The sequence below is a fragment of the Psychrobacillus insolitus genome, assembly GCF_003254155.1.
Classification (GTDB): domain Bacteria; phylum Bacillota; class Bacilli; order Bacillales_A; family Planococcaceae; genus Psychrobacillus; species Psychrobacillus insolitus.
This window is the reverse complement of sequence record NZ_QKZI01000001.1, coordinates 724786-744664: the sequence shown is the minus strand read 5'-3', so window position 1 is coordinate 744664 and position 19879 is coordinate 724786. Positions and strand designations below refer to the sequence as shown.

At 34.3% G+C, this 19879-nt stretch carries 18 protein-coding genes; 9 read left to right on the top strand and 9 right to left on the bottom strand.

Annotated features, from left to right (window positions below):
- Window positions 1-530: 530 nt before the first annotated feature.
- From C7437_RS03670 to C7437_RS03655, 4 genes are all read right to left on the bottom strand, one after another.
- Complete coding sequence (locus C7437_RS03670; RefSeq protein ID WP_111438271.1) at window positions 531-1190, bottom strand: HAD family hydrolase; 660 nt, start codon at window positions 1188-1190, stop codon at window positions 531-533.
- A 117-nt stretch (window positions 1191-1307) separates the two neighbouring features.
- Window positions 1308-1937 (bottom strand): spore coat protein, encoded by a 630-nt coding sequence (locus C7437_RS03665; RefSeq protein ID WP_111438270.1) that lies wholly within the window; start codon window positions 1935-1937, stop codon window positions 1308-1310.
- A gap of 127 nt (window positions 1938-2064) precedes the next feature.
- The gene (locus C7437_RS03660; protein WP_111438269.1) at window positions 2065-2649 is read right to left on the bottom strand and encodes a branched-chain amino acid aminotransferase; all 585 of its coding nucleotides are present in this window, start codon (window positions 2647-2649) and stop codon (window positions 2065-2067) included.
- Complete coding sequence (locus C7437_RS03655) at window positions 2642-3211, bottom strand: SLOG family protein (RefSeq protein ID WP_111438268.1); 570 nt, start codon at window positions 3209-3211, stop codon at window positions 2642-2644. Before C7437_RS03655 ends, C7437_RS03660 begins: the two co-directional genes overlap by 8 nt.
- Before the next feature lie 111 nt (window positions 3212-3322).
- Between C7437_RS03655 and C7437_RS03650 the strand changes: the two genes are divergently transcribed.
- Both C7437_RS03650 and C7437_RS03645 read left to right on the top strand, forming a co-directional pair.
- Entirely contained in the window at window positions 3323-3553 is a 231-nt protein-coding gene (locus C7437_RS03650; RefSeq protein WP_111438267.1) for a DUF2642 domain-containing protein, read from the top strand.
- Between the two features lie 19 nt (window positions 3554-3572).
- Window positions 3573-4466, top strand: coding sequence for a manganese catalase family protein (locus C7437_RS03645; RefSeq protein ID WP_111438266.1), 894 nt, complete (start codon window positions 3573-3575; stop codon window positions 4464-4466).
- A gap of 54 nt (window positions 4467-4520) precedes the next feature.
- On the opposite strand, the gene C7437_RS03640 is transcribed toward C7437_RS03645, so the two are convergent.
- On the bottom strand, window positions 4521-5684 hold the full coding sequence (locus C7437_RS03640; protein WP_111438265.1) for a pyridoxal phosphate-dependent aminotransferase: 1164 nt from the start codon (window positions 5682-5684) through the stop codon (window positions 4521-4523).
- Between the two features lie 304 nt (window positions 5685-5988).
- On the opposite strand from C7437_RS03640, the gene C7437_RS03635 reads away from it, so the two are divergent.
- Together C7437_RS03635 and C7437_RS03630 are read left to right on the top strand one after the other, a co-directional pair.
- Window positions 5989-6768: a carbon-nitrogen family hydrolase gene (locus C7437_RS03635; RefSeq protein ID WP_111438264.1), complete on the top strand. Its 780-nt coding sequence runs from the start codon at window positions 5989-5991 to the stop codon at window positions 6766-6768.
- 24 nt (window positions 6769-6792) lie between these two features.
- On the top strand, window positions 6793-7272 hold the full coding sequence (locus tag C7437_RS03630; RefSeq protein WP_111438263.1) for a PaaI family thioesterase: 480 nt from the start codon (window positions 6793-6795) through the stop codon (window positions 7270-7272).
- A 42-nt stretch (window positions 7273-7314) separates the two neighbouring features.
- On the opposite strand, the gene C7437_RS03625 is transcribed toward C7437_RS03630, so the two are convergent.
- Window positions 7315-8589 carry an MFS transporter gene (locus tag C7437_RS03625; RefSeq protein ID WP_111438262.1) on the bottom strand — a complete coding sequence of 425 codons (1275 nt, stop codon included), beginning with the start codon at window positions 8587-8589 and terminating at the stop codon, window positions 7315-7317.
- A 212-nt stretch (window positions 8590-8801) separates the two neighbouring features.
- Between C7437_RS03625 and C7437_RS03620 the strand changes: the two genes are divergently transcribed.
- A complete protein-coding gene (locus tag C7437_RS03620; RefSeq protein WP_111438261.1) occupies window positions 8802-10352 on the top strand; it encodes a Ppx/GppA family phosphatase in 1551 nt (516 codons plus the stop codon).
- The gene (locus tag C7437_RS03615; protein ID WP_111438260.1) at window positions 10345-12447 is read left to right on the top strand and encodes an RNA degradosome polyphosphate kinase; all 2103 of its coding nucleotides are present in this window, start codon (window positions 10345-10347) and stop codon (window positions 12445-12447) included. The genes C7437_RS03620 and C7437_RS03615 overlap by 8 nt, the downstream gene beginning before the upstream one ends.
- A 45-nt stretch (window positions 12448-12492) precedes the next feature.
- On the opposite strand, the gene C7437_RS03610 is transcribed toward C7437_RS03615, so the two are convergent.
- Together C7437_RS03610 and C7437_RS03605 are read right to left on the bottom strand one after the other, a co-directional pair.
- On the bottom strand, window positions 12493-12768 hold the full coding sequence (locus tag C7437_RS03610) for a hypothetical protein (protein WP_111438984.1): 276 nt from the start codon (window positions 12766-12768) through the stop codon (window positions 12493-12495).
- Between the two features lie 16 nt (window positions 12769-12784).
- On the bottom strand, window positions 12785-13657 hold the full coding sequence (locus C7437_RS03605) for a TetR/AcrR family transcriptional regulator (protein ID WP_170122302.1): 873 nt from the start codon (window positions 13655-13657) through the stop codon (window positions 12785-12787).
- A 191-nt stretch (window positions 13658-13848) separates the two neighbouring features.
- On the opposite strand from C7437_RS03605, the gene C7437_RS03600 reads away from it, so the two are divergent.
- Window positions 13849-15318 carry a DHA2 family efflux MFS transporter permease subunit gene (locus C7437_RS03600; protein WP_111438258.1) on the top strand — a complete coding sequence of 490 codons (1470 nt, stop codon included), beginning with the start codon at window positions 13849-13851 and terminating at the stop codon, window positions 15316-15318.
- A 115-nt stretch (window positions 15319-15433) separates the two neighbouring features.
- Here the strand turns inward: C7437_RS03600 and pepF are convergent, their stop codons facing one another.
- Entirely contained in the window at window positions 15434-17245 is a 1812-nt protein-coding gene (gene pepF, locus C7437_RS03595; RefSeq protein WP_111438257.1) for an oligoendopeptidase F, read from the bottom strand.
- Between the two features lie 443 nt (window positions 17246-17688).
- On the opposite strand from pepF, the gene C7437_RS03590 reads away from it, so the two are divergent.
- Together C7437_RS03590 and C7437_RS03585 are read left to right on the top strand one after the other, a co-directional pair.
- Complete coding sequence (locus tag C7437_RS03590; RefSeq protein WP_111438256.1) at window positions 17689-18870, top strand: ABC transporter substrate-binding protein; 1182 nt, start codon at window positions 17689-17691, stop codon at window positions 18868-18870.
- Between the two features lie 124 nt (window positions 18871-18994).
- Window positions 18995-19870, top strand: coding sequence for a branched-chain amino acid ABC transporter permease (locus tag C7437_RS03585; protein WP_111438255.1), 876 nt, complete (start codon window positions 18995-18997; stop codon window positions 19868-19870).
- The last annotated feature ends 9 nt before the right edge of the window (window positions 19871-19879 follow it).

Here is a 19879-nt window from a genome sequence, read left to right as displayed (position 1 = left end):
ATTGCTACATGTTTAACTTTTCTATTTAAATTTTTAATGCTGATTTGTGAAATATAGCAAAATGACTATACGACTTATCTAAAAATAAGTGCCAAAAGGGACTTTTCTCCCGTTATGGCACTTATTTTAAAATATGTCGTATGTGGGTTTTGACCATTTATGATGTTTGGGATTATTTTTTTGGCAGGTTCGTTTGAGGTACGCTTTTTTGTCAATGAAATTCTATATACTTTCTTGTTCGCCAAATAGAGCCTAAATTATATTAGATGGTTGTACAACATATGACGATGGCGATAATCCACAAAGGTATTAAAGTAAACATAAGTTCAAAAAGGTTTAGAAAACAAGTTAGATTCAGCCTCTCTTAGGAGAGAAGTCGACCAAAACATTACTTATGAAGAAAACTACATAAGAAAAGACTACCGCAAAAAAATTAGGTTTACTAACTTTCTGGACAGTCTGTGACAAATAAAAAAATTATAGTCAACTAAAATTCTTCACGAATGTCATTTAACAAAGAAACCATTTTTTTATATAATTTCCCAACCACGTTCTGTAGCAACACTTCGTAGTTTTTCTTCTGGTTTTACAGCTACTGGATGTCCAACGAGTTCAAGTACAGGTAAATCAGAAAAACTGTCCCCATACGCATAGCTATTTTCCCAATCTACATCTATGTCCTTCAGTATATTTAAAATATGCTCCGTTTTTCTCGTTCCATTAATATGAAGTATTGGTGTATTGATATCTATTTTGTCGTTTTTAAATGTAATATTGCTTCCAATAATATGATCGAAAGAGATTCCATCTGTTACTCTGTGTAGAAATTGCGTATACGCTCCGGACACAAGTAGTATATGTATGTTTTCTTTTTGATGTTGATATAGTCTTTTTATTACCTCTTGATTGATACCACTTTTAATCTTTTCTTTAAACTCTTCAAAATAGGCGTCCATCTGGGCGGTTGAAAATCCCTCGAAAGCATTTAGATACAGTTGCATAGATTTCTCTTTCATTTTTGATTGTGGATAAAGTTTTATTTTATAGGCAATGTACAAGGGAGTAATTGCTCTGTAAAAACGGTTGTACTTTGTGTGATAAATTGGATGCTCCTTTAAATGATTCATGAGTAATTTAAATGTTTCCTCTGCATATAAAGTACCATCAAAGTCGAAAATTGCTACTTTCATTAGATCACCTTTTCTTCTAATAATAATCTCTTTATATAAATTATACGTCAAATTAGAAGAAAAAATGGAATTACCAAAAATAAAAACTCGCCCTTTAAGAAAAGGGCGAGAAGTTTACTATTGAATATTATTCATCGATTGTCCTTGAACTGGTGCATATGAATTTAATATTGCTTGCATGTCTTGTTGATCGAGTTGAGGTACTTGGTAATAATGGTGTTTATTTTGATATATAGCTAGCTCATAAGCCATTTCGATACAGTTTGGAATGGAGTCTGCAAGTACTCTTCGTAAAACAGGATTTGTTGTCTCTAACGCAGCTGCCGTTTTTGCGGATGCTGATGTCTTTGCGGCACCAAGTAAATATCCTGAGATTAATTCGTCTGAAATTTCATTGGCATTTTGTATTGGTTTTTTTGGTTGAGAAGGTTTCATGCCATACACAAAGTCATTTCCTTGTTGCATTTTATAAGATGACGTTGGGTGAGAAGGATCTTTTCCAGTTTGAAAACATTCCACTGTAATATTATATTCATCTAGGGCAAATGTGTATTGACGATCTAACATGCTTAGTAGTTCTTGATCTTTCACATGTGGACGAAGGATAGTTTTTAAATTAAGACCTGATAATGAAGTAGATAATACTTCATGAACATCGAACAATTCATGACCGCCATGGTTCATTTGTTGAGGGACACTACCTGTTTGCATATTTTGATGCGTTTGACCGTTCGGATTTTGATTCATTCATACTTCCTCCTTTAAAAAATGTGATGAAACATCTTCGTTAGTGTAGACATCTTAAAGGAAAATATACATCTCTTTTGGTAAATAAAAAAAGCCTTGCGTAAAATAAAATGCAAGGCTTACCGTATTAATTTTCTACTGATTCCATTAATGCAAAAATAAACGTGTACAAAAAGTGATACGTTTCTTCAATCGAAAAGTTTTCATCAAATTGTTTCAGATAATTCAAAGGCAAATTAACTTCCCAAAGACCGTCTCCTGCAGAGAACATCATACTATAATTCATCGTATCGGAATGGAAATTTTCATCTAAGAAATCTTTCATATTTGGAGCGTATTTTTTCTGTATGGATAGACCAAACATAGCTGTGTAAACTTCAAACACTTCATCATATTCTATTGCAAAAGCATCTACACTAATAACATCAAAACTAGTAGATTCTAGATAAAGAAATTCATTTTTCTTTTCTTTAAAATGTGTTAATGGTGTTTTTAAAAATTCAGCGGTGTCTTTCGAAACAGATTCTTCCGTCTCTTTTTCAAAACGCTCAATTATTGCGTCGTTAAATTGATCTTTTTTAGCGATTTCAATAACTTGTAAATCATCTCTCAGTAATTCATGTTTCTCTGCATATCTAATCTCTTCTGGTAATAATTCAATTGTATTGTTTGTTGCATCCGTTATTTTTTGTGCTAATTTTTTATTAATCATATAAATTATTCCTCTCTTCTTCTGCATGTTCTTCTGCCATTACTTGCAAATCATAAGCGTTAATCACAAATAATTCATACTCATTTTTCTCTGCGTACTGTTCTGCAAGTTTTTTTATAAATTTGGGTGATCCTTCGTTTTCTTCATCATAGACAAGTAACATTCCATCTGAGTTTCGAAGGATAAATTTGTTTCTTTCGATAAATTGCCAAGGAGCTTCATAAGGTTTCTTCGTGACACTTGTTTGGAAGTCGGCTTGATGCAATAAAGTGCGGTACTTTTCTTGTTTTAGTTCATTCCAATTTTTCTCTTGGTCAAGAAAAGGAGTAATAATTGCAAACTTTAAATCCGGATATTCCTCTTTCATTTCTAAAATAAGTTCAGCAGTCCAAGTTTCTACACCTAGTTGTCCACCTAGTATAACCCATTCTAAACCTGCATCTATTAAAGCGATAAATTGATTTTGAATGGCTTTTTTAATAATTGGAATTCCAGGATGCTTATCATCAAAAATACCCAATTCATGCTGCTTATAGCCAGTTACTACTAATCGTTTCACCATATATTCTACCTACTTTTTTGTAGCATCTACCTCTTATCATATCACTTATTGGGAACCAAATAAATAAACATCTCATACACTAAAGTGATTGTTAAGAAGGGATGGGTTAAGTTGAATGGACAGACACAACCGAGTGTAGAGTATGTAAGTAATTTTGAAGGGTATTTTTATCAAGTAGCGGCTACTTTAGTTGGCAAACAAATTGCAGTTCAAACAACTAGAAGTACTATTCAAGGTACTTTATCAAATGTAACACCCGACCATATTGTGGTACTTGTTAGTAAAGTTCCTTTTTATATCCGAAATCAAGAAATTGTATGGGTTACTCAATCAATCAAATAACTAGAATAGGAGTGAAGAATTGTTCAATCGTGTAAATAAGTTATTAATAGATCTGCCGAATCCAGAATATGGAGATGCAAATGCAGCATCGGCCGTACAGGAACTTTTGGGTGGGAAATTTGGTGAGATGTCTACATTAAATAATTATATGTATCAATCCTTCAATTTCCGTGGAAAAACTAAGTTAAAGCCTTTCTATGATCTTGTCGCAAGTATCACGGCAGAAGAATTTGGCCATGTAGAACTTGTATCCAATACGATTAACCTCCTTCATAAAGGAACCTCATTTACAGGAGACCCTGATATTACTCCACTTCAGGGTGCAATAGACAAAAGAAATACGTATGCTTTTATAGCGAATGCACAAACTTCTTTAGCGGGAGACTCCATGGGAAATCCTTGGAGAGGAGATTATGTATTTTCCAGTGGTAATTTAGTACTAGATTTATTGCATAACTTTTTCTTAGAATGCGGTGCTAGAACTCATAAAATGCGTGTTTATGAAATGACAGACCACCCAACAGCAAGGGAAATGATTGGATACTTATTAGTCCGAGGTGGTACGCATGTCTTGGCTTATGCAAAAGCAATTGAAATAGCAACTGGAGTAGATGTAACTAAAATGCTTCCTATACCAAACTTAGACAATCGTGCTTTTGATCAAGCTAAAAAATATGAAGACCTTGGATATGGAAATGTCCTTTTTACATGGAATAACGTAGGTGATTACAAAGACATCAACCAAATTTGGAAAGGCACTAATCCAGCGAGTGGGCAACAACTTTTGGTGAGAGAGGGCAGTCCTAAAGGTTTTGATATCCCAGACTTATCCACACTTCCTGAAGAGTTTGCACCTGGAATTGGTCCAGAGGAATATGAAGCAATTGCGAAAAGGTTAATGGCGAAAATGTAAGGAATTATAATGGAGATTAACAGTATTTTATTGTTAGCCTCCATTTTATCTATATTAAAATAAATTCAATTTCTCAATACGAGCAATTGCTTCCTTCAAACGGTCTTCATCAACTAGTAATCCTACACGTACATAGCCTTCACCGAATGAACCGAATCCAATCCCTGCCGCTACAACAACATCAGCTTTTTCTAATAATAAGTCAGCAAACGTTTCGCTTGTATAGCCTTTAGCGACTGGTAACCAAGCAAAGAAAGAACCTTTTGGTGCCTGTATATCCCAACCAATTTTTGCACAAGCATCTACAAGTGTATTTCTTCTTCCTTCATATAAAGATACTAGTTCATGCACACACGCTTGGCTTTCATTTAGTGCCACTGCGGCTGCATGTTGAACTGCAGGGAAGAGACTAACGAATAGATGATCTTGGATAAGATTGATTGCTTCAATTATTTGCTTATTTCCAACAGCAAAGCCAACACGCCAACCAGCCATATTGTAGGTTTTAGATAGAGTATACATTTCAACACCAACATCTTTGGCACCATCAGCCTGTAAAAAACTAACTGGTTTTATCCCATCATAGCCAATAGCCCCGTAAGCAAAGTCATGCACGATTGTAATATTAGATTCTTTGGCAAGCTGAACAGTTTCTTCAAAAAACTCTTTCGTAGCAGTTGCGCCGGTTGGGTTATTTGGATAATTTAAATACATTAATTTCGCTAATTGTTTTTGTTCTTCTGATAACATCTTATAATCCGGTAAAAACCCATTCTTTTCTAAAAGGGGCATAGTTTCATACTGAACACTTGCAAGCCCAACTCCAGATAAATAGTCAGGGTATCCTGGGTCTGGCAATAGCATTAAATCATTTTCATTCATTAGTGCTAATGGTAATTCGACTAATCCAATTTTTGTTCCGAACATAATGGCTACTTCTGTATTAGGATCTACATCTACATTGAATTCTCTTTTATAGTAATTAGAGGCAGCTTGTTTTAATTCAGCAATACCCCTAAAAGGAGAATATTTATGATTTTGGGGATTGGCAGAAGCACTTTGAAGGGCTTTTACTATATGTTCAGGAGTAGGTTGATCCGGATTTCCTTGGCCTAAATTAATCACATCTCGTCCTTCTTCTAATGCTGCAGAGACTTTTTGTACAAGAGTTGCAAAAAATTGAGGGGGCAGACTTTTTAAACGATTTGAAAATTCCATGGGTGGGACCTCTTTTTCTATATAATTTGATGATGTTGAAATAAAAATAAGACCTTTACATGAATATTTGGGTTACTATACAAATTTCAAGAAGATGTCTATCTTATGGATTAGTTTACTATAAATTTCGTATACACTCTAGTGAAAAATAGAATATTCAAGCGTGTGAGATATTTCTTATGCAATCAGAAAACAACCCATTGAATAGGTAGTGTATGGCATAATGAATCTATTTTTAGAATAATTACATTTATTAGTCAAATTTTAGAAACTTTCAAGTATAATGTTTGTAGGTGGTGATGTATTGAAAGTGGCATGTGTTCAATTAGATATAGATTTTGGGAATCCACAAGCAAATTTTAGTAAAGTAGAGAAAAAAATTCGAGAAGCAGCTTTACTTGGAGCCAAAATTGTAGTGTTACCTGAAATGTGGAATACTGCGTATGATTTAACTCGCTTAAATGAAATTGCTGATGTAGAAGGAGAACAAACTAAATCACTCTTCAAGAAGTTATCCAAGGAATATCAAATTTCTATTGTAGGTGGTTCTGTTTCCACGAAAAAGAGTGGCGAATTTTATAACACGATGTATGTAACAAATGAAGCTGGAGAAATAGTTGCTGAATATGATAAAGCGCATTTATTTAAATTAATGGACGAGCATCATTATTTAGAAGCTGGAAATTCCAAAAATTTATTCGATTTAGCCGGTATTCAAATGGCTGGAATAATATGTTACGATTTACGTTTTCCTGAATGGATTCGCGTGCATACTTTGAATGGAGCCAAAATTGTATTTGTTCCTGCACAATGGCCAGATAAACGAATTGATCATTGGAAAATACTATTGCAAGCAAGAGCAATTGAAAATCAATGCTTTATCGTTGCTGTCAATAGAGTTGGAAGTGATCCGAATAATTCATTTAATGGAAATTCTATGATTATAGCCCCTTGGGGTGAGGTGCTATGGGTAGGAGGAAATGAAGAAATGATCCAAATAGTAGATGTACAAATAGAGCAGATTGAAGAAGTTCGAACTCGTATACCGGTATTTAGTGATAGAAGAGAAGAATTATATAAATAAAACAAACAAAGGGGAGTATGAGAAATGAGCCAAAATGTGGGGGCAATCCAAGATGACTATCCGGAAGATTTTGCATGGTGCTACGGTTGTGGAAGATTAAATAAGGATGGATATCATTTTAGAACGTACTGGAGCGGGGACGAAACAGAAACTGTTTATAATCCGAGGGAAGAACATATTGCCATACCAGGGTTTGTTTATGGGGGGCTAATTGGAGCGATTGTAGATTGCCATGGAACTGGTTCTGCTTCACTTGCGTTACATCGGAAAAATGGTTTTGAACCTGGTAGTGGGGAAGCACCACCTCGTTTTGTGACAGGTTCACTGCATGTCGATTTCTTGAAACCAACTCCGCAAAATGTAGAGTTAAAAGTAATAGGCAAAGTAGAAGAGATTCATCCGAAGAAATGGAAAGTCGTTTCAGAGGTTTATGCAGGAGATGTACTTTGTGCAAAAGGGGAAGTAATTGCCGTAGTGATGCCTTCCACTTTCGCTTCCAAATAATAAAAGACATGCATGAAAGAGTAATTCTTTCATGCATGTCTTTTAATTTGTTATTCTGTTCATTGTAGACGTCTCTTTTGGTTCTGGTACTCTTGATAAAATAATTAGTCCAATGATAAACAAGACGACAAGACTAAATACACCGTAATTCGATTTCCCAGTAAGTTGTGAAGTAAAAGCTACTATTAGTGGACCCATGATGGCTGCGAATTTACCAAAGATATTATAGAATCCGAAAAATTCATTTGCATTTTCTTTAGGAACAAGTTTGCCAAAGTAAGATCTACTCAATGCTTGAATTCCACCTTGAGATGTTGCAACAAGCATTGCGAGTATCCAGAAATCTACAATAGTTTCTAGGAAGAATGCGTAAATACAAACGATAATATATACACTTATTCCTACATAGAGCATCTTTTTTTCGGAGAACTTCCCTGCAAGTTTTCCGTATAAAATTGCAAAGGGAGCAGCGACTATTTGTGTTACAAATAATACGATTAGTAAACTAGTAGCACTCAATCCTAAATCTGTTCCATATGCAGTAGACATGGAAATAATAGTTCCAACACCGTCAATATAGAAGAAATAAGCAATTAGAAAAAGGAATAGTGTTCTGTATTTCCGAATTTCTTTAAATGTATTTCCTAAACGTTTGAAGCCCTGAATGACTGGATTACCATCACGTTCTATAAAGTGAATTTGAGGAACATTTTTAAAAATGGGGATTGAAAATAATAACCACCAAATTGCTGTAATAAGAAAAGCTATTCGACTCGCATTTGTTGAAGATAATGCAATAGTGCCATTTGAAGATAACAAAATGATGATGATGCTTATTAGAAATGGGATCGTACTCCCAATGTACCCAAGACCAAAACCTCGTGAAGAAACAAGATGCATTCGTTCATTAGAAGTCACATCTACAATAAAACCATCATAAAAAACATTTGCTCCAGTTGCTCCTAATGCCGCTACTGTATAACAAACTAATAATAATAACCAATTATCAAAAGGTATAAAAGCTAGTAAAGCGGTAAATGTTACTCCTAAGGTAAAGAAAAATAGAAAGAATTTTTTCTTCATTCCTCTATAATCTGCAATTGTTCCAAGTATTGGACCTAACACCGCTAATATAAAGGTGAAAATCGCAATCGTATAGCCTAGGTAGGCTGTAGAATCGGATGCACTAACCCCTGCGTTAGTTGCTGATGATTTATAAAATAATGGGAAAACTGCAGTTGTGATAGTAAGAGAATAGGCTGAAGATGCCCAGTCGTAGAGAGCCCAACTGTTCTCTTTTTTAGTGAATTTTTTCATGTCAGTTATCACCTCCTCTAATCTCCTCAATATTGTACATGAATTATTTTATAAAAGGTAAAAAATTCTGAAAAAATACTTAAATCCGCTTAAAACATTCATGTATAATATAAGCCTGGAATAAAAATTTTATGTTTCCAATACTAAATTTACAAATACTTTACAATTTAGACGGCTAAATAGTTTTAAAATAGAGGAGTAGAGGAATAATAATGACAATAAAAACCGATAAAAAAGCAATTATAGATATAGGTTCAAACACTATCCGACTTGTCGTTTATAGTTATAGTCCTTCAAATGGATTAGTAGAACACCATAACTTCAAAATGGTTGCAAGACTCAGTATGTATATTCAACAAAATGGAGAATTAAGTGAAGATGGAATTATTGTTTTGATCGAAACATTAAAGAAATTTAAAGAGATTCTTTTAGCTATTCAAGTAGATGATGTTTTTGCAGCAGCTACAGCAGCTATTAGACAAGCAAGTAACCGAGAAGAGATTGTTGCACTTGTAGAAAAAGAAATTGGCTTTCAACTTATGGTTTTATCGACAGACCAAGAGGCCTATTTTGGATACTTGGCAGTAACTCACACGACCAATATACATACGGCGGTAACGATTGACATGGGTGGAGGAAGTACCGAGGTAACTTATTTTGAAAATAAGAAACTAATTTATTCTCATAGTTTTCCTTTCGGTGCAGTTTCGCTAAAAAGTAAATTTATAAAGGGCTCCATGATAACATCTCAAGAAATTAAAAATCTTAGAAAATTTATCCAAGACCAATTTGAATCATTAGAATGGTTGAAAGATTTACAGGTCCCAATAATAGCAATTGGGGGTAGCGCACGAAATATTGTCCAAGTAGATCAGCAACGAAAAAATTTCGGGCTTAATGGAACACATCAATATGAATTAAAACGAAAGGATTTAGCTGAAATAAGTGAGGGATTTGCTGCATGTTCGCTAGAGGACTTAAAAAAAATTGATGGTCTATCAAGTGATCGTGCTGATATTATCTTACCTGCACTAGAAACTTTTCGTGTTTTTATGGATGTAATTGATTCCACTACATTTTCATACAGTAAAAAGGGACTAAGGGAAGGTATTATCATTACCCAACTCATGGAATTATTCCCTACAAACTTTAATGTGTCTGAAGTAACTTCGAAAGCCATTAGGCAAGTGCTAGGTAAATTTGGTGTAATGGAAGAAAGCGCACTTCATTTGTACGACATCTTTTATCCAATCTACACCCAATTTTGTGAATGGGGTTATATTGAACCATTAGAAAATGAAGCATTTTTACAATATGCATATCAACTATTCCACATTGGAGAACATATCGACCGAGATGGTAGTAGTCAACATACATTTTATTTGTTAACGAATATAACAATAGACGGGCTTTCTAATAAGGAACGTTTAAGATTAGCATTACTAGCTTCCTTTAAAAATAGAAATACATTTAAAAAGTATGTTGATACCTACCCGAATATAATTCCGGAAGAAGAGTATCATCAACTAAGAGATATTGGTGCACTTATTAAGTTTGTACATGGAATTGACGTTCTAGGTAAATCTAATATTCGCACCGTTACATTAAAAAGATGCGAGGAAACAATAAATATTACTTTTCATGTTTTTGAAAATTATTTGCTCGAAAAATATCATGCAGAAAAATTTAAAAAACATGTGGAGAAAATCTCTACGAGTGAAGTAATAATTGAATTTGATATGGAGGAGACTATAAATGAATGAAGTTAAAGAGGTGGACCATCAGTTTGATGATTATGCATATTATAATAATCGAGAAATAAGTTGGTTAGCATTTAATAAACGAGTTTTAGAAGAGGCAGAAGATCCATCCAATCCAATGCTTGAAAGACTAAAGTTTCTAGCAATATTCAGTTCCAATTTAGATGAATTTTTTATGGTACGTGTCGCTGGACTTCAAGACCAAGTGCGAGCTGGTTTTAATAAGCCTGAAAACAAAGCTGGAATGACACCAAAAGAACAGCTAAAGCAAATATCTATTATGACAAAAGAACTTGTTGCGAGACAAATGAACATTTACAAAGAATTAATCGATGTACAGTTACCTAAAGAGGGTATTTCTTTACTACGATACAATCAATTAACGAATGAGCAAAAACAAGAATTAGATACTAAATTTGAAGAAGAAATTTTCCCGGTACTTACGCCAATAGCAGTAGATGCTTATCGTCCATTTCCAATTTTGTTAAGCAAAACAATGAATTTATTAGTTATGGTAGAGGATAGGAAGAATAATGATATGGAGCAGACGAAAATTGCTATAGTTCAAGTTCCATCCGTAATAAAAAGGTTTATAGAGATTTCTACAACTGATGGCTCTTTTGCTGGCGTTTTATTAGAAGATGTCATTGTGGAAAATATCCATAAACTTTTCCATGGATATCATGTGAAATATGCAAACCCTTTCCGAATTACTCGAAATGCAGATTTAACGATTCACGAAGAAGGTGCTCGTGACTTACTTATTGAAATTGAAAAAGAGTTGAAAAAACGTAAGTGGGGAGCGGTTAGTAGATTAGAAGTAAAAGCGGCAGAAATTAAACCCAAAATATTAAATTACTTATTAGATGAATTAGAAATACACCGTAATGATGTATTTAAAGTTGAAGGTCCACTAGATACTACATTCTTATTTTCTTTTATTAAGGCATTTGAAGGAAAGTATGATCATTTATTTTACACGCCATTTATACCACAACCACCGGCAGATTTAGCAGATGATGAGGATATCTATGCTAAAGCTTTAAAACAAGATTTGTTTTTCCATCATCCATATGAATCTTTCCAACCTATTATTGACTTTGTTGAAAAAGCTGCGGATGATCCAAGTGTTCTTGCAATCAAGCAAACTTTATATAGAGTTAGCGGTAACTCGCCTATTATACTTGCGCTAAAAAGGGCAGCGGAAAATGGAAAACAAGTAACCGTTTTAGTGGAGTTAAAAGCCCGTTTTGATGAAGAAAAAAATGTTCATTGGGCAAAAGAATTAGAAAAAGCAGGGTGCCTAGTAATTTATGGTATGCATAATTTAAAAACGCATTCTAAAATAACATTAGTAGTGCGGAGAAAAAATAACCGTATCGAGCAGTTCGTCCATTTAGGCACTGGAAACTACAATGACCAAACTGCACGAATTTATACAGATATGGGAATTATTACGACAAACAAAAAGATTGGTTCAGATGCGACTCAGTTCTTTAACTACTTAAGTGGGTATACAGAAAAACCCGATTACCAAAAGTTATTCGTTTCTCCATTTGATATCAGAGATAAATTTTTATATTTGATAGATGAAGAAATAGAATATCATAAAATATACGGTAATGGACATATAAAGTTAAAGATGAATTCGTTAACAGATAAAGACTTAATATCTAAATTGTATGAAGCATCTTCAGCTGGTGTAAAAATTGAGTTATTAGTACGAGGAATTTGTTGCTTAAGACCACAAATTCCAGGAGTAAGTGAAAATATTACAGTATTAAGTATCGTAGGTAAGTTACTTGAGCATACACGTATATATTGGTTCAATCGTAACGGGTCATCTAGACTTTATCTTTCCTCAGCGGATATGATGACCAGGAATATGATCAAGCGAGTGGAAATTTTGTTTCCTATCTTATCTCCTTCTATTAAGATGCGTATTATGGAGATATTAGATTTACAATTAAAAGATACGGCAAAAGGTAGAATGCAAGATGCCACAGGAAACTATTATTACAAAGAAACGGAAGGCGCCCGTATCAATAGCCAGGAATTATTACTGGAATCTTCCTTAATGCATATAGAAGAAGAGTAATTATTTCAAAAAAGAAATCACTTGTCCTCTGACAGGTGATTTCTTTTATTTTATTTGAGTAGCTTTCTCAGATACAATAAACGCTAAATCATCATTACCAAATAATTGTAATACATGTAGTACTGTTTCTGTATCTACTTCTAGACTACCTTTTTCCGAATCTTCCATGGCCTGGAGAAGGGCTTCATTTTTCATTTGTCCCGGGTAAGCTAAATCATATAATTCAGTTGGATTTAGATCATGATTCATACACCACTGAACAAAAAGCTGAATCATTATATATTCATCCTCTTTATACTGTTGAATAATTCGATCGTCCATGGGAATTTCCTCCGATTTAATAAGTTTCATCAATTAGTTTCCAAACATTAGCAGTGACTTCTGTTAATTGTTTATGGTAAGAAGTTTTTTTAAACGTATCTGAAAATGAATGTATAACTGCCTCCAATATATACTTTCGAGGTTTCTTTAAGGAAAGCTCTTCTAATATAAACTCGATATGTTGGAGTTCGTTTTCTTTTAGTTCATCCAAGTACTGTTGTTTAAAAGATTTAAGTTGATCCAGTACATGTTTCTTTGTAATTTCAACGTCTTCATAGAAATTTTCAAATCGGTGTGGGTCAATTAGTGAGTCATTCGTATCAATCATACTATCAATCATGGATTCCACTCGTCTCATTATAAATCCAACTAATTCTTCCATACTTATTTGCTTCGATTTTAACGTCCACGGGTGCTGTATTTGTTGTATCATACCAAGCATTAATACTGCACAGTCCAAGGAAACCTTTTTCGTTTGTTTACCAAACACATCCACTAAACGCTCTGCAAGCCATTTTATTTCTTCATAGTGATTTTTTTTTATAAATTCACTCAAACCGGAATCCTGTGCTTGAAAAATAGCGACAAATATGGGCATTAGATTACGATCGCGATATATTTTCATTCGTATGGAAATTTGCTCAATTAAAATTCGTTGATCTGAAATATCTTGGTACACTAATAATTCTCTTCTTTTCAAGGCAGTTTCTTCTCTTGCATTTTCAAGTATTTCGATGACACATTCGTTTTTAGAAGAAAAATAGTTATAAAAAGTTCCTTTTGAGATCTTTGCTTCATCAATAATGTCTTGTACTGATGTGTCAGTGAAACCTTTTTCAATAAACAGATGTTGTGCAGCTATTAGTACTTTGCGTTTTTTGTTAAGCATTAAATTCATCACCTTTTAGACCATTAGTATAATTTCATATTACCCTCTATATATAACAAAATCAAGTATCTTTCGATGTAAGCGGTTTACAAGTTTGCATTTTTTGTACTATGCGTATAAAATAGTCAAAGTAGTAAACTAGTTGTGTAAATAATATATAGATAATGATATATACAGGAGGAAATAATTAAATGAACGAATTGCAAAAAAAACCACCTTACGCGATGATTGCAATCTTATTTGTAGGAGCATTCATTGCATTTTTAAACAATACGTTATTAAACGTAGCATTACCTACAATTATGGTTGAATTTGATGTACCAGCATCAACGGTACAGTGGTTAACCACTGGGTATATGTTAGTGAATGGTATTTTAATACCAGCAAGTGCTTTTTTTGTACAACGATTTACAAATAGAAAATTATTTATAACAGCAATGATTTTATTCTCATTAGGTACTTTTTTAGCTATAATTGCACCAGAATTTTGGGTTTTAATCCTAGCGCGAATGATTCAAGCAGCAGGTTCGGCTATGATGATGCCGCTACTTATGAATGTTATGTTAACTGCTTTCCCAATTGAACGTCGCGGAGCAGCAATGGGGATGTTCGGACTCGTAATGATCTCAGCTCCAGCAATTGGACCAACTTTGTCAGGATTCATCATAGAACATTATGATTGGAGAGCGTTATTTGAAATTATTCTTCCATTGGCAATCATCGTTTTACTATTAGCTATATTTAAATTCCGTAATATAACACCAAATAGTAAAGCGAAATTAGATGTATTTTCACTTGTATTATCAAGTATTGGTTTTGGCGGTCTTCTATACGGATTTAGTTCGGCAGGGGCCAAAGGATGGGATGCTCCAATCGTTTATGGGACAATTATTATTGGTGTTCTTTCGTTAATCTGGTTTGTCTTAAGACAATTAAAATTAGAAGAGCCAATGTTGGATATGCGTATTTATAAATATCCCATGTTCGCATTATCTTCGGTTATTTCAATCGTAGTTTCAGCAGCAATGTTTTCTGGAATGATATTAACACCATTATATGTACAATCAATTAGAGGGATTTCTCCTATGGATTCTGGGTTATTAATGTTACCAGGGGCTTTAGCGATGGGAATTATGTCACCAATCACAGGGAAACTATTCGATAAATACGGGGCTCGAATATTAGCAATGACTGGTCTGGTTATTATGACAATTGGAACATATATGATGAGTAATTTGGGTATGGAATCAGACTATTTCTATATTATGGCAATATATACAGTTAGAATGTTCGGTATGTCAATGGTCATGATGCCTATTATGACAAATGGGTTAAATCAGTTGCCGATGAATTTAAATCCTCATGGTACTGCGATGAATAATACATTACAACAAGTTTCGGGAGCAATTGGTACTGCAATTTTCTTGACAATTATGAATGCAAGAATGGATAATGTTGCGGAAAAATTATTTACAGAGGCTACAAAAGCGGGAGTTGTTCCTACAACAGTAGATGCACTTGCACAATTCAAAGCGCAACTAGGTATACAAGCTATGCTAGAAGGAATTAACTACACATTCTTGATCGCAACAATTGTAACTGTCGTAGCTTTAGTATTGGCATTTTTTGTAAAACGACCAATAGCAACAAAACAAAGCTAATCTGAATAATAGAAAAGAGTAGGCACATGAAATTCATGTGCCTACTCTTTTTAGTCTAAGCCCCTTGCGATTCCCCATTTGCTGCCTTGCGCAGTAATAGGGGGTTCCGCTTTTCTTAGTTTTGATTTATTTCATCTGTAAGTGCAATTAATTCATCGATTAATGAACCAATATAGGAAATTGTATCTCGTAAAGGTTCTTCAGTTGTAATATCGACACCAGCCATTTGAGCAAGTTCTGCGGGAGATTTGGTCCCACCAGCTTTTAATACGTCAATCCATTCATCTACAGCTGTTTGGCCTTCAGAAAGTATTCGTCTCGAAACTTGCGTAGATATCGTTAAACCTGCACTGTACGTATAAGGGTATAATCCCATGTAATAATGCGGTTGGCGCATCCAAGTCAATTCTGCACCTTCATTAATTTCAACAGAATCTCCCCAGAAATCTTCCAAAACCTCTCTTTTATATTCATTTAAAATGTCTGCATTTACAGTTAAACCTTGATCAATTCGTTCATATACTTTTCGTTGATAAGCAGCTTCGAGTAAATGTGTAACAAAATTATGATAATACGTTCTTGCTACAATAGAAGAAATTACCCAACGTTTAAATTTTGGATCATTTGAGTTTTTCAATAAATGATTTGCGACAAGCATTTCATTCATAGTGGACGGAGCCTCGATAAAGTAAAGGGATGGTCGAGCATTAAAGATATTCTGTTCTTTATTTGAATGGTAGAAGTGACCGGCATGACCGAGTTCGTGTGCAAGAACGAAAACTTCATTCATTTTGCTTGACCATGAAATAAGGATATACGGATGATGTCCATATGGGCTTGAGCAAAATGCGCCAGTAGATTTCCCTTTATTTTGTGCAAAGTCAATCCAGCGTTCATCATAAGCTCGGTCAACCATTCCTAAGTATTCCTCGCCCATAACACCTAGTGCATCTTTAATATATTTCTTCGATTCCTCGACAGTTATTTTTGGCTCGTAGGTTGGATCCAGTGAAATTTTTAAATCAGCGAACGTCATTTTGTCTAGTCCATGTTCTTTTTGAAGGAGTTTTGCATACTTTCGCATATGTGGTGCGAGCTCCTTCGTGATTAAATCAATCTGACGGTTGTATAAGGAGCGATCTACTTCTTGATCAAGTAGTAAATAATCAAAAATAGAATCATACCCTCGCAAATCAGCATTCGTTTTTTCTATTTGCAGATGCATGTCATATGTTACTGCAGTAGTATGCTGATATTCTTTTAATTTAGAAGAAAAGGCATGAAAAGCAGTTCTGCGAATAGCGGTATCTGTTTCACCTTCCCAATCATTTTCAAAAGATACATAACTTAATGGATACGACTTGCCATCTACTTCAAAATTGTCGAACGATAGATCAACCATTTTAGTCGTACCGTAAAGTTTGTAAGGGGCATTAAAAGTAGTGGAGAAAGCAGCAAGTGTTTTTTCTACTTCTGGATGGAGTTGATATTGCTTTTTGATAAGTAATTTAGTTAAATAATGTTCGTATTCAGGAGATAGTTGGATTGCTTCTTGAATAACTTCGCTAGAAAGAGTAACCAGTTCACTATTGATAAAAGATAATTGACTGCTTATTTTTGCGGATAAAGATCCAAATTTGCTAGCTCTCATTTGAGCTTCCGTATTTGTTTGATCAGTACTTAATGACAAACTAGCATAGGTTCCAACAGGTACAATTTTCTCATAAATAGATGCATAAGTTTTTAACGCATCATTAATAGTAGAAGCGCTGTCTATTTTGCCTTTGTGATTGTCCACAAAAGAAGTTACTTCATTCTTAATGCCTTCTAAAGCGGCATCGAAATCTTTTTCTATTGCAAACAAATCTGTCAAACTCCAAGTTTCTTCAATTGGAACTTCTGAACGATTGGGTAAGTTTTTAACCATTTCTATCTCTCCCTTTTATTACGGATATCGAACTGATTTAAAGTATATAGAACTATCAAGAAAAAGTAAAAAAGAGTAGTTGGATAATACCCAGATAACTGTATATACAGTCATATACAGTAAAATTTTCTCGCTGCTTTTCCTACATACCGTAAAAAACTGTTACTATTATATGTTTTTTGAAATTTTTTTTATATTTAAATAAACTTAGAATCGTTGATATAAGTAGATTTTCAACCGGAAATATTATGTTATCCTGAATTAATGTTAGAACATTTTGAATTAAGGGAATTATTGGTATAGACTGAATTTGAAGTTTGTTTTACAATAAAGGAGTCATATAACAAATTGATAGTTTTGATAGTTTACTCTCTATAAAATAGAAAAAAGAGTAGTATAACTCATGAAGTCAGAATTTTCAATTAAAATTAGGGGGATTATTTATGAAGACAAAGAAATTTGCATCACTTTTTCTTGCAACAACATTATTAACAGGTATTCTAGCAGGTTGTTCTGGTGGGGATGATGAAAGCACGAGTAGTGAAGGTGGAGATACAATCAAAATTGGTCTTAACCTTGAACTATCAGGTCCAGTGGCATCATATGGTTCTTCAGAAGCAGATGGAATTGATTTAGCTATTGAAGAGATTAATGCTGCAGGTGGTATTGATGGAAAAGAAATCGTACCAGTAAAAGTAGACAATAAATCAGATGCATCTGAAGCAACAAATGCTGCAATCAAGCTAACAAGCCAAGATAATGTATCGGCAATTATTGGAGCTGCAACAAGTGGAAACACAGTAGCACAAGTCCAAATTGCTTTAGACAGCAAAACACCTATAATCACACCTTCAGGTACAAGTCCAACAGTTACAGTTGCTGAAGATGGTTCTGTAAATGAATTTACATTCCGTACATCATTTATTGATCCTTTCCAAGGAACAGTAGCAGCAAACTTTGCAACTCAAGAACTAAAAGTAAAAACAGCAGCAGTATATGCTGATAATGCAAGTGATTATGCAAAAGGTCTTGCGGAATCATTCATTGCAGATTTTGAAGCAGCGGGTGGGAAAATTGTTTCAGAAGAGTCTTATGTTGCAAAAGATAATGACTTCCGTTCAACATTAACTCGTATTAAATCTGCTAATCCTGATTTCGTATTTATCCCAGGATATTATGAAGAAGTGGGATTAATCGTAAAACAAGCAAGAGAATTAGGAATCACTGTACCATTAATGGGCGCAGATGGTTGGGATTCTCCAACAATTGTTGAGCTAGCTGGTGCGGAAGCATTAAATAATACGTATATCATTAATCATTACTCTGCAGAAGATCCAGATGGTAAAGCAAAAGAATTTGCAGATAAATACGAAGCAAAATATGGCGAAGCGCCAAATTCATTTAATGCACTTGGGTACGATACAGTTTACCTGTTAAAAGATGCGATTGAACGTGCTGGTTCGACTGATGGAGCTAAAATTCAAGAAGCTTTAGCAGCTACAAAAGATCTTGAACTAGTAACTGGTTTATACACAGTTGACGAAAATCATCATCCGATTAAATCTGCGACAATTCTTGAATTCATAGATGGTAAACAAGTGTTTAATACGAAAGTAAATCCTTAAGGCTAAACTAAAACGGGGGGAATGATATCCTCCCTTTTCTTCATTTCTTAGGGAACTATAAATGCTTTACTAATTGATAATTTATTCAAGAGTATATGAAAGAAAGTATAAGGGGTGAAACTTTATGGAATGGATCCAACAATTAATTAACGGTATTTCACTCGGAAGTATATATGCACTTATTGCCCTCGGTTATACGATGGTATATGGGATTATTAAATTGATCAATTTTGCACATGGTGATGTATTCATGGTAGGCTCATTTATTGGTTTTTACTCGATTACTGTATTTGGCTTAGGATTTTTTCCCGCACTTATCATTTCAATGACAGCCTGTGCATTATTTGGGGTAATCATTGAGCGTATCGCCTACAAGCGACTTCGTAATGCAACAAGAATTGCCGCGCTTATTACAGCAATTGGTGTTTCGCTATTAATCGAATACGGAGTTATTTATATTAGAGGTGCTCAGCCTGAAGCTTATCCAGATGTGTTTTCAAACAAATCATTTGAATTTTTGGGGGCGCAAATTAGTATTCAATCTATTCTAATTCTATCTGTTTCTGTTGTATTAATGATTCTTCTTCAATTTATTGTACATAAAACGAAAACCGGGAAAGCAATGCGTGCTGTTTCGCATGATACAGAAGCTGCAAAACTAATGGGGATTAACGTGGATAATACTATTTCAGCAACATTCGCTATTGGATCAGCATTAGCTGGAGCTGCAGGTGTTGTTTTCGGTGTATATTATACAAAGATAGACCCTCTAATGGGTGTTATTCCAGGTGTGAAAGCATTTATCGCAGCTGTATTAGGTGGGATAGGGATTATTCCCGGGGCGATGGTAGGTGGGCTATTACTTGGAGTTGTTGAGACAATTGTAAGTGCACTAGGATTCTCTTTGTGGAGAGATGCTGTCGCATTTGTAATCTTAATTTTAATCCTAATCTTTAGACCATCTGGTATCTTTGGTAAAAATACACGAGAGAAAGTGTAGGTGGTATAT